Annotated in this window: 12 protein-coding genes; 8 read left to right on the forward strand and 4 right to left on the reverse strand. The window is 69.0% G+C overall.

Going from position 1 to position 10,157, the window contains the following annotated elements; genetic code table 11:
• Positions 1-76 precede the first annotated feature (76 nt).
• Positions 77-1,918, forward strand: coding sequence for a translational GTPase TypA (gene typA / locus U9983_RS14005; RefSeq protein ID WP_322754449.1), 1,842 nt, complete (start codon positions 77-79; stop codon positions 1,916-1,918).
• Positions 1,919-1,963: 45 nt separating this feature from the next.
• Here typA and U9983_RS14010 read toward each other — a convergent pair whose 3' ends face one another.
• From U9983_RS14010 to U9983_RS14020, 3 genes are read right to left on the reverse strand one after another with little or no spacing between them, the layout of a single operon-like run.
• Positions 1,964-2,479 (reverse strand): hypothetical protein, encoded by a 516-nt coding sequence (locus U9983_RS14010; protein WP_322754450.1) that lies wholly within the window; start codon positions 2,477-2,479, stop codon positions 1,964-1,966.
• 7 nt (positions 2,480-2,486) lie between these two features.
• Positions 2,487-2,693 carry a DUF3696 domain-containing protein gene (locus U9983_RS14015; protein WP_322754451.1) on the reverse strand — a complete coding sequence of 69 codons (207 nt, stop codon included), beginning with the start codon at positions 2,691-2,693 and terminating at the stop codon, positions 2,487-2,489.
• Entirely contained in the window at positions 2,690-3,028 is a 339-nt protein-coding gene (locus U9983_RS14020; RefSeq protein WP_322754452.1) for an AAA family ATPase, read from the reverse strand. Before U9983_RS14020 ends, U9983_RS14015 begins: the two co-directional genes overlap by 4 nt.
• Positions 3,029-3,187: 159 nt before the next feature.
• On the opposite strand from U9983_RS14020, the gene mshB reads away from it, so the two are divergent.
• The 3 genes from mshB to U9983_RS14035 all read left to right on the forward strand — a co-directional run bounded on the left by mshB (position 3,188) and on the right by U9983_RS14035 (position 5,167).
• Positions 3,188-4,066 (forward strand): N-acetyl-1-D-myo-inositol-2-amino-2-deoxy-alpha-D-glucopyranoside deacetylase, encoded by an 879-nt coding sequence (gene mshB / locus U9983_RS14025; RefSeq protein WP_322754460.1) that lies wholly within the window; start codon positions 3,188-3,190, stop codon positions 4,064-4,066.
• Between the two features lie 13 nt (positions 4,067-4,079).
• Entirely contained in the window at positions 4,080-4,559 is a 480-nt protein-coding gene (locus U9983_RS14030; RefSeq protein ID WP_322754453.1) for a DUF6113 family protein, read from the forward strand.
• Between the two features lie 110 nt (positions 4,560-4,669).
• A complete protein-coding gene (locus tag U9983_RS14035; RefSeq protein WP_322754454.1) occupies positions 4,670-5,167 on the forward strand; it encodes a flavin reductase family protein in 498 nt (165 codons plus the stop codon).
• 11 nt (positions 5,168-5,178) lie between these two features.
• Here the strand turns inward: U9983_RS14035 and U9983_RS14040 are convergent, their stop codons facing one another.
• Complete coding sequence (locus tag U9983_RS14040) at positions 5,179-6,105, reverse strand: transglutaminase-like domain-containing protein (RefSeq protein ID WP_322754455.1); 927 nt, start codon at positions 6,103-6,105, stop codon at positions 5,179-5,181.
• Positions 6,106-6,524: 419 nt separating this feature from the next.
• On the opposite strand from U9983_RS14040, the gene fdxA reads away from it, so the two are divergent.
• The 4 genes from fdxA to dapE all read left to right on the forward strand — a co-directional run.
• A complete protein-coding gene (gene fdxA, locus U9983_RS14045; protein ID WP_322754456.1) occupies positions 6,525-6,848 on the forward strand; it encodes a ferredoxin in 324 nt (107 codons plus the stop codon).
• A 56-nt stretch (positions 6,849-6,904) separates the two neighbouring features.
• Entirely contained in the window at positions 6,905-8,308 is a 1,404-nt protein-coding gene (gene dapC, locus U9983_RS14050) for a succinyldiaminopimelate transaminase (RefSeq protein WP_322754457.1), read from the forward strand.
• A gap of 60 nt (positions 8,309-8,368) precedes the next feature.
• Positions 8,369-9,214, forward strand: a complete 846-nt coding sequence (locus tag U9983_RS14055; RefSeq protein WP_322754458.1) for a 2,3,4,5-tetrahydropyridine-2,6-dicarboxylate N-succinyltransferase — start codon at positions 8,369-8,371, stop codon at positions 9,212-9,214.
• The coding region (gene dapE / locus U9983_RS14060; protein ID WP_322754459.1) for a succinyl-diaminopimelate desuccinylase at positions 9,204-10,157 on the forward strand (954 nt) is incomplete at its 3' end. The genes U9983_RS14055 and dapE, both read left to right, overlap by 11 nt.

Raw genomic sequence — 10,157 nt, forward strand, 5'->3', positions numbered from 1 at the left:
CATGATTTCAGCACCATCTGTCCAGTAACACCAGCCCCGGGGCCGCTGCCCCACGTCCGTACCGGAGTCCGCCACCGTGTCCGTCCGCGCCGACCTGCGTAACGTCGCGATCATTGCCCACGTCGACCATGGCAAGACAACCCTCGTCGACGCGATGCTGCGGCAGTCCGGCGCCTTTGGTGACCATGCCGAGGCCACGGATCGTGTCATGGACTCGATGGATCTCGAACGCGAGAAGGGCATCACGATTCTCGCGAAGAACACCGCCGTTCAGCACGGCGACGTCACGATCAACATCGTTGACACCCCCGGCCACGCGGACTTCGGTGGGGAGGTCGAGCGCGGCCTGTCCATGGTCGACGGTGTGGTGCTGTTGGTCGACGCGAGCGAGGGTCCGCTGCCGCAGACCCGGTTCGTCCTGCGTAAGGCGCTGGAGGCCCGGCAGCCGGTCATTCTGGTCATCAACAAGGTGGACCGCTCCGACGCCCGGATCGCCGAGGTCGTCGACGCGACCTACGAGCTCTTCCTCGATCTGGACGCGGACGAGACCCAGATCGACTTCCCGATCGTCTACTGCAACGCCAAGGCGGGGCGGGCCTCGCTGAACCGGCCGGAGGACGGCGACAACCCCGACTCGCCTGACCTCAAGCCGTTGTTCGACGTGTTGCTTGAGTCGGTCCCGATGCCGGCCTACGACCCGCAGGCGCCCTTGCAGGCACTGGTCACCAACCTCGACGCCTCCCCCTACCTCGGCCGTCTCGCGCTGTGCCGGGTGCACAACGGGACGCTTCGCCGTGGGCAGAGCGTGGTGCTGTGCCGCGCGGACGGCCGCACCGACCGGGTGAAGATCAGCGAATTGCTGGTCACGAAGGCGCTGGAGCGGGTGCCGGGCGAGGAAGCCGGACCGGGCGACATCATCGCCATCGCGGGCATCCCGGACATCATGATCGGTGAGACGCTGGCCGATCCCGAGGACCCTCGGCCGCTGCCCGTGATCACCGTGGACGAGCCGTCGATCAGCATGACCATCGGTATCAACACCTCGCCGCTCGCGGGCAAGTCCGGGACGAAGCTGACCGCGCGGCTGCTGCGCAACCGGTTGGATGCCGAACTGGTCGGCAACGTCTCCATCCGGGTGCTGCCGACCGAACGCCCCGACACCTGGGAGGTCCAGGGTCGCGGGGAGCTGGCACTGGCGATCCTGGTCGAGCTGATGCGCCGCGAAGGCTTCGAGCTCACCGTCGGCAAGCCGCAGGTCGTCACCAAGGAGGTTGACGGGAAGCGGCACGAACCGGTGGAGCGGCTCACCATCGACGCACCCGAGGACTACCTCGGGACGCTCACCCAGCTGCTCGCGGTGCGTAAGGGTCGGCTCGAGGAGATGGTCAACCACGGCACCGGCTGGATCCGGATGGAGTACCGGGTGCCGGCCCGCGGGCTCATCGGCTTCCGGACGGAGTTCCTGACCGAGACCCGCGGCACCGGGCTGATGCACCATGTCTTCGACTGCTACGAGCCCTGGTTCGGGGAGCTGCGCACCCGCGCGACGGGTTCGATGGTGGCCGACCGCACCGGCGTGGCCACCGCGTACGCCCTCTACAACCTCGGCGAGCGCGGCACCCTTTTCGTGGGTCCGACCACCGACGTCTACGAAGGCATGATCGTCGGGGAGAACTCGCGCGCGGACGACATGGACGTGAACCCCACCAAGGAGAAGAAGCTCACCAACATGCGGTCCTCCACCGGGGACGAGCTGGTGCGCCTCTCCCCACACCGGCAGCTGTCCCTGGAGCAGGCCCTGGAGTTCTGCCGTGAGGACGAATGCGTGGAGGTCACTCCCGGGCCGGTCCGGATGCGCAAGGTCGCGCTGACCGCGGCGGAACGCGAGAAGCTCCGCTCCCGCCGCCGCACCAACTGAGCGGATCCAGGGACAGCTGAGCGGATCCAGGAACGGGTACCCGGCCTACCGCGGATCGGCCGGGTACTTCTCGCGGAAGTACCGCTCGGACAGGAACCTGATCGGGACGCCTGCTGCGGCGAGCGCGTCACGGTGCTGCCACCAGTCGCTGTCCGTGCCGACCACGATCTCCGCTTTGCCGTGTGCGATCGCGGTCGCCACGAACGTGCGGTCGGCCGGATCGAACCGTGAAAGCGCGGCGTCCGTCGGGAATTCCAGGAAACTGCCCTCGCCGTCGGGCGTGATTTCGACCCGCGTGCAGTGGTCGTCGTTGTACTGGTTGTTCTGCACCCAGCGGAAGAACGCGTCACCGACGCCGGGCTGACCGGAGAAGTTCAGATGCCTGGCGTATTCCGCGACGATGAGTCCGAGTGCGTCCAGCGTCAGCCCACCGTGGGCGACGACGTCCTGTAACAGATTGATGCAGGCCAGTTCACATTCGACTGGCCATGCGTCACGCCCGTTGGCCACGATGGCGACGTTGGTGTCGACGACACGTTCGGGTGTGACCGGCGCAGACATGACATGGTCAGGCACTGGTGTCGCCACCTGCGGCCCGCAGCCGGTGTTCGGCTGACAGACGGGCGAGGGTCGCGATGTCGGTGAAGTCGTCGCCGAAGAACCCGGCGGGCCAGTTCTTGATATTCCCTGTCTCATCCAGTTCCAATGCCCGGAGCTGCGAACCTTCCGGCCCGTACTCGACGAAGTACAGCGCGACGTCCTCGGCTGTGATCACTCCTTCGGCAAGACGCCGTTGCAGTCGCCGGCGCATTCGAAGAGATCAGTTCTTTCGCCAGGCCAAGTGATCTCAAATGACAGGGTATCGGTATCTTGGTGATTGTGGATCAAGTCCTTGAAGGTGCCGAGTTCGACGAGGGAGTTCGCGTCACCGAGGTCGAGGACGCGGCGACGGTCGGAACTCTCGGCGGTCTGCTTGAGGAGCAGGAGGAGCTGGATCAGGCTGGTCTTGCCAGAGCTGTTCGTCCCGAACAGCAGAGTGATCGGTGCGAGCCGGATGTCGCCGGAGTCCTTCCAGCTCTTGAAGTTCCGCACACGTAGGCCGGTCAGCATGACTTCCTCCTCGAACGATCTCCGTTCATCCTCGCAGAGCGTGGATGGCGGGCCCTGTCACCGGTGCGTGTACCGACCCGTAGGGTCGTGGATGTGACTGCTCCCACTGCGGCGACCGAGTCCGGGCCGCACTCCGCTGATCTGCCGGCGCGGCGGGTGCTGTTCGTGCACGCCCACCCCGACGACGAGGTGATCGGGACCGGGATGACCATGGCTGCCTACGCCGCCGATCCCGACACCCACGTCACCCTCGTCACCGCCACGCTGGGGGAGATGGGCGAAGTGCTGGTCCCAGAGCTGATCGGCCTGCGGGCGGACCGGGGCGACCAGCTCGGCGGGTACCGCATCGGTGAGCTCGCGCGCTCCTGTGCGGCACTCGGGGTCACCGACCACCGCTTCCTCGGCGGGCCGGGTCGGTGGCGTGACAGCGGCATGATGGGTACGCCCGGAAACGACGATCCGCGTTGCCTGTGGCGCGCGGATCTCGACGAGGCGACCGCGGCGCTGGCCACGATTGTCCGCGAGGTCCGCCCACAGGTGCTGGTCACCTACGACAGCAACGGTGGATACGGGCATCCCGACCACATCCGCGCGCACGAACTGACTGCGCGGGTGTTCGATGCGGCTGCGGATCCGTCCTTTGCACCGGAGGCCGGCTCGCCGTGGCAGCCGGTGAAGCTGTACCACACCGCGATCACGCGGTCGATGATCCAGGCTGGGATCGACTACTTCCGCTCGACGGGTAGCGGGCGTCAGCTGTTCGACGGTGTGGAGTCGGCGGACGATGTACCGATGGCGGTATCGGACGACGTCGTGACCACCGAAGTAACCTCACCCGCTCACTTTGAGGCGAAGGTGGCGGCCATGCGGGCACATGCCACTCAGATGACGACGGACGGTTTCTTCTTCGCCCTGGCCGACGGCATCGGCCACCGGGCCTGGGGTACCGAGCACTACATCCTCACCCGGGGTGAGCGCGGACCGGGTTCCGGCCCGCATGGGCGGGAGACCGACATCTTCGCCGGACTCGACCTCTGAGAACCTCTTCGGTGTGAATCAGGACAGCGGTCGTGTCGAGTGCGAACCGTCCCGACTCTTCCTGGGGTCGGCCTATACGTTCGGCTGGCTGGCCGGTCTCGCGCTCGGTTTCTACGGGGTGTTCCTCGTCCCGGCGGGCCCTCGTCCCGGCGGGATCCTGATATCAGCCGGAGTGGTCCTGGCGCTGGTCGGAAACGTCGGGGTGGCGATGCTGGTGCGGTGGCTCACCGGCACCCGCCTTGGTGCCATGATTGTTCTTGCGGCCTGGATTCCGATCGTGTTGGTGTTCGCCAGCTCGCGTCCTGAAGGTGATCTCCTCTTGCGGGCGAGTACCGCCGGATATCTGTTTCTGGTCATCGGCGCGACGGCTCCGGTTGTCGTCGCGGTGCTCGGCTCGCCCCGTCGTGGGCTGTCAGCAATACCGGCGTCACGGTCCGGCTCCAGGCCCGGGCCTGGACCCGGGCCTGGACCCGGGTCAGGACCCGGGTCCTGACGGGATGCATATCAGCGTCCGCCGAGAAAGTGCGGCAGGCTCGGATGTGCCAGTTGTCACGACCGGGCCGGAGGGGACGTGTCAGTGCCCTACGGGAGTAGCGTGTTCGCGTGGCCGTCGATCCGGACGCCTTCCGCCGGGCGGTCGGGCGTTTCGCAACAGGTGTCACGGTTATCACCACCGTTCTCGACGGCCAGCCGTTCGCGGTCACCGCGAACTCGTTCACCTCCGTGTCGCTCGACCCGCTGCTGGTGCTCGTCAGCGTCCGCAAGACGTCCCGCTTTCACGCGCCGGTTCTCGGTGCGGGCGTCTGGGGCGTTTCCGTACTCGCCGCTGACATGCAGGACGCGTCCCGTTTCTTCGCCAGCCAGAACCGGTACGACGCGGCGACCCTCTTCGGGAACTGGAAGCACTCCGTCGGGTCGGTGACCGGTGTGGTCCTGTTGGACGACGCGCTCGCTGCGTTCGAGTGTCGTACGGTCCTCACCTACGAGGGTGGTGACCATACGCTGCTGCTCGGTGAGGTCGTGGCGCTGGACGGATCCGGCCGGGACGTACCTCCCCTGCTGTTCTACGAGGGGACATACCGGGCACTGGCCGCCGGCTGATCCGTCCACCATCAGTTCAGGCGGGCGCGGGCGGCGCGTGCAGCCTCGCGGGCCGCGGCGGCAGCGGCCGGTTCCGGGGACGCGACCGCGTCGGCGAAGGTCGCCAGATCGTCGGCGCCGCCGCGGAAGTCACCGAGGCGGGCGCGCAGCTCGCCCCTTTCCCGAAGCAGGTGGGTCGGATGGTGGGGCAGCAACAGGGACAATTCGACAGCCCACAGGCGGGTCGCGACGGCCTCCGACCGTGCCGCCCAGACCCGGATGTTGCCCAGCACCCGCATGAGCAGGTCTGTCGCATTCATCGGTTCGAGGTGGGACCGGGTGAACGCCACGCCGGCGGAGCGGACCTTCTCCGCCGCCTCGTGCACGGTGATCATCCGGCCGCCGGCGAACGGGTCGACCAGCACCTGGCGCTCGGGTGAGCCGACACCGACGATGACGTGGCCGGGCAGGCCGATCGGGTATGCGGGGACGCCGAGCCGGTGGGCGACCTCCGTCCACACGATCGACAACAGGATCGGCAGGCCGTGCCGGCGGCGGAGTACCGAGGTGAGCAGGGACGCGTGCAGACTGTCGAAGTCGCCCGCGTCACCGTGGAAGCCGGCCCGCGTTCCCAGCGTCTCCCGCAGGATCTCGGCGGCGGTCCGCACGTCCAGCCCGGCGAGCGTCCGTCGGGCGACGGGTCCGACGGTGGGTCCAACCGCGGGTCGGTCGCCCGCGGGTCGGTCGCCCGCGGGTCGGTCGCCCGTGGCGCCCACCTCGCTCGGCGTGATGCCCAGGAGGCTGCCGGCGTCCGCGGCGAGGAGGTCGAATCGGCCCAGCTCGCGTCCCGGGTCGATCTCCGGTTCGACCTCGGCCGCGATCAGCATGCAGGCCAGGCCGACATCGATCGGATCCTGTCGGACGATGTCGGCGAACTGACGTCGTGTTCGGGCACTCATTGCGGATTCGCCTCCGTCTGCCCAGCGCTCTGTACTGCCTTCGGCTCGGCCCTCTGCACGTCCGGCTCTACCGTCGGCTCTACCGTCGGCTCTACCGTCGCCGGTCCGGCGGATGATCTGCGGACCGGCGCTGGCGGCACCCGCCGACCTGCAACGAGATCATCTTCGGCCACCGTCACGATGGAACCGTCTCTGGTCCGTATCGTCAGACGTCGATCGGTCCAGGACAACAGGTGCCCGACGACGTCGGTCAGCGGCAACGGACCGGCGACCCGCCGGCGTACCGAGACTCTGGCGCCGGTGTCAGCAGGAGTGATACGGACGACATACACGACAAGCAAACGCCCTTGTTGTCGACACAGAACCGTTGAGGTCGATACTAGGGAATCAGTCGCCCGTGAGCCGAGGAGGAACAACCGGTGACCTACGTCATCGCGGAGCCCTGCGTCGATGTCAAGGACAGGGCCTGCATCGAGGAGTGCCCGGTCGACTGCATCTACGAAGGCGGACGGATGCTCTACATCCAGCCTGACGAGTGCGTCGACTGCGGAGCGTGTGAGCCCGTCTGTCCGGTCGAAGCCATCTACTACGAGGACGACGTCCCGGATCAGTGGAAGGGCTTCACCGATACCAACGCCGTCTTCTTCGAGGAGCTCGGCTCGCCTGGCGGGGCGTCGAAGGTGGGCGCGCTCGAGTTCGACCCACCCAGCGTCGCCACGTTGGCGCCGCAGGGCGAGTCCTGACCGGGCCTACAGGGCCTGCCGGAGCGTTCCGGCAGGCCCGCCACTCCCGGGTACGGTTGCCTGACTTCCCCTGGGATGCTCTTGCGCCGTTCGCGCACAAGGCCCGCGCACACCCGTACGGCATCGTCGACCTGTCGGTCGGCACGCCGGTGGACCCGACCCCGCTCGCGGTTCAGCACGCCCTTGCGGCGGCGGCGAACGCCCCTGGCTATCCGGCCACCGCCGGCACGCCTGAGTTGCGGGACGCGGCGGCGGGCTGGCTGGCGCGCCGGCTCGGGGTGATCGTCGAGTCGACCGCCGTTCTGCCGGTGATCGGGACCAAGGAACTGGTCGCGCAGCTTCCGAGCCAACTCGGGCTCGGGCCGGGCGACCGGATCTGGATACCGACACCGGCATATCCGACCTACCAGGTCGGTGCCCTGCTGGCTGGCTGCGAACCGGTGCTCGGCCCGGCGGACGGCGTGGCCCTGATCTGGCTGAACACCCCGGCCAACCCGTCGGGCCGGGTGTTGACCGTGGACGAGATGCGGGCGGTCGTGGGCTGGGCCCGAGATCGCGGCATCGTCGTCGCCAGTGACGAGTGCTACATCGAGCTGGGCTGGGAAGCCCGGCCCGTCTCGGTGCTGCATCCCGATGTCTGCGGCGGCTCCCACGAGGGGCTGCTCGCCGTTCACTCGTTGTCCAAGCGGTCGAACCTCGCCGGCTACCGCGCCGGCTTCGTCACCGGGGATCCAAGGCTTGTCGCCGGGTTGTTGGAAGTGCGGCGGCACTGCGGGTCGATGGTCCCGACGCCGGTTCAGGCGGCCATGACCGCGGCGCTGGCCGACGACATGCACGTTGCCGAGCAGCGGGCGCGCTACGCCAACCGGCGCGCGGTGCTCGCCGCGGCGTTGGCCGTCGCCGGATTCACGATCGAACACAGCGAGGCCGGGCTCTATCTGTGGGCGACCCGCGGGGAAGATGCGTGGGCGACGGTGGACGCCCTGTCAGGCGTGGGTGTGCTTGTCGCGCCCGGAGTGTTCTACGGCGAGGCTGGGCGTCATCACGTACGGATAGCGCTGACCGGGCCGGACGCCCAGGTCGCCACCGTTCCGGAGCGGATGGCGATGTTGCCACCACCGCAGCCGGTCAACCCGCCGTCCGCACCTCCACCGCCGTCCGCCGGCTATCCAGGCGGCGGCTATCCAGGCGGCGGCTACCCCGGCGGTGGGTACCAGACCGGCGCGCATCCGGTCCCGCCGTTCCCGCAGGCCGGACCGCCGACCGGTGGCCAGCCCACGGCCGGGGGCTGGCCGGACCCCGTCCACCCGCCGGGGGGCCGGTACCGGGGTGGGGCCCCGGAGCTCACCGTGGATCCGGGGACGGCCCCGGCCGCGGCGCCGGCGGTGTCATGGCCGGGCGATGACCACGGTGCCCGCCCCGGATTTCGGGTAACCACGGAGCCGCCGGACATCCGATGATCCACCGCTTGCCGGAGCCGGTGGGGCACGAGAGGTGGTCGCCTCGTTAGGGTCGGGACCGTGAGTACCTCGGATGAGATCATCGATTCCGCGATAGACCCGGTCGTCGACCTGTTGTGGGACCGTCCCGACGCCACCGAGGCGCCGGACGGCCGCAGTGTCCACGATGTCGTGGTCGAGGCGATCAACCTGTTGGACGCGGGGAGGGCGCGGGTCGCGCACGTCACCGGCGGCGGCGACGTCGTCGTGGACGAACGGGCGAAACGCGCCATCCTGCTCGCCTTCCGGGTACTGTCGATGGTCGAGTCCTGCGCCGGCGACTTCCGGTATCACGACCGGGTGCCGCTCAAGACGTCCTTCGACGGGGTCCGCGTCGTGCCGGGCGCGATCGTCCGCTGGGGTGCGCACATCGAACCCGGCGCGGTACTGATGCCGAGCTACACCAACATCGGCGGATACGTCGGTGCCGGCACGCTGGTCGACACCTGGGCGACGGTCGGTTCGTGTGCGCAGATCGGGCGTCGGGTGCACCTGTCCGGCGGGGTCGGCATCGGCGGAGTGCTGGAACCGCCGAACGCCAGGCCCGTGGTGGTCGAGGACGACGCGTTCATCGGCAGTCGCGCCGTGGTGGTGGAGGGCGCCCGGGTGCGCCGCGGGGCCAAGCTCGGTGCGGGCGCGATCCTGACCGCGTCCACGCACGTGTTCGACGCTGTCACCGGCGAGGAGTATCCCCGCGGGGAGATCCCGGCGCGGGCGGTGGCGGTGGGGTCGAGCCGGGTGAAGTCGTTTCCCGGCGGGGACTTCGCGATGCCGTGTGTCCTGGTGCTGCGGACGCTGGCCGAAGGCGAGATCCACGACAAGCTCGCGCTCAACGACGTCCTGCGGGAGCACGGCGTTGCCACCTGAGAGCTCGCCACTGGCGCACCAGGGACTACGGCCTCCGGGCACACGGCTGGACCTCACCGTCCCGGCGGCGGAGCTGACCCGCGCCCTGGTCGACGTCCCGTCCGAGAGCGGATCCGAGGCCGCCCTGGCCGACCTGGTCGAAGGGGCGCTGGCGGACCTCGCCGGACTGCGGGTGGACCGTGATGGCGACGCCGTCGTCGCCCGCACCGACCTGGGCCGACCGACCCGGGTGCTGCTGGCCGGCCATCTTGACACCGTGCCGATCGCGGACAACGTACCGGCTCGGGCCGTGGACGGTCGGCTCTACGGCTGCGGAACGTCCGACATGAAGTCGGGGGTGGCAGTGATGCTGCGGCTGGCCGCCACCCTGCTTGACGGCATGGCTGGCGGCATGGCTGGCGGCGGCATGGTTGACGGCCTTGCGCACGACGTCACCTGGGTTTTCTACGACAACGAGGAGGTCTGCGCCGACCGAAACGGGCTACGCCGGCTTGCCGCGCACCATCGCGACTGGCTGGACGCCGATCTCGCGGTCCTCCTGGAGCCGACATCGGGGGAGATCGAGGCGGGCTGTCAGGGCACCCTGCGGGTTGTGGCCACGCTGCGCGGACGCCGGGCGCACTCGGCGCGGGCCTGGCTCGGCGATAACGCGATCCATCGCGCCGCGCCGTTGCTGGAGCGCCTGGCCGCGTACCGACCGCGGGAGGTGACGATCGACGGCTGTACGTACCGCGAGGGCCTCAACGCCGTGCGGGTCGGCGGCGGCGTCGCCGGCAACGTCATCCCGGATGCCTGCGCGGTTACGATCAACTATCGGTTCGCTCCGGACCGTGATGTCCTCCAGGCGTTCGACCATGTCCGCGACGTCCTCGACGGCTTCGCTCTTGAGCTGACCGACAGTTCTGCCGGCGCACCGCCCGGGCTCACCGCGCCGGCCGTGCGC

Origin of the sequence: Protofrankia sp. Cas3, from assembly GCF_963555955.1 — a bacterium.
Classification (GTDB): Bacteria; Actinomycetota; Actinomycetes; order Frankiales; family Frankiaceae; genus Protofrankia.

Bases quoted from the DNA above. Each gene is read 5' to 3' on its own strand.
- U9983_RS14010 (WP_322754450.1), bottom strand. From the start codon at position 2,479: ATGTCTGCGCCGGTCACACCCGAACGTGTCGTCGACACCAACGTCGCC.
- U9983_RS14040 (WP_322754455.1), bottom strand. From the start codon at position 6,105: ATGAGTGCCCGAACACGACGTCAGTTCGCCGACATCGTCCGACAGGAT.
- U9983_RS14020 (WP_322754452.1), bottom strand. From the start codon at position 3,028: ATGCTGACCGGCCTACGTGTGCGGAACTTCAAGAGCTGGAAGGACTCC.